Annotated in this window: 1 protein-coding gene; it reads right to left on the reverse strand. The window is 43.9% G+C overall.

Annotated elements, in window-relative coordinates; translation table 11 throughout:
- Positions 1 to 269, reverse strand: a 269-nt coding sequence (locus tag AC0L3B_RS39545) for a hypothetical protein (protein ID WP_473383258.1), incomplete at both ends; no start/stop codon positions are given.

Genomic DNA, 269 nt, shown 5'->3' on the forward strand with positions numbered 1-269 from the left:
CGAACGAAAACTTTTTATCACCTCTTGAAGGTCTTCGGATTCACCGACCCCGCTCTCAACTAATTTTTTATAGCGTTGAAAGTCTGCGGAGACTTCAGCGCTAAGCGCATTCATAATTGACTGCTCGTCTACATACACCTTGCTGTCATCAAGGACTTCTAATCCATCATCGACATGAAGACTATCTTCGATATGAATAGCTTCTTGGATGTATAGCTCTTCCATTGGCGGCTTCAGCTTTGCCAATGCTTTGAGTAGATCGCTCCTAG

The organism is Bradyrhizobium sp. Kon56, from assembly GCF_055807635.1.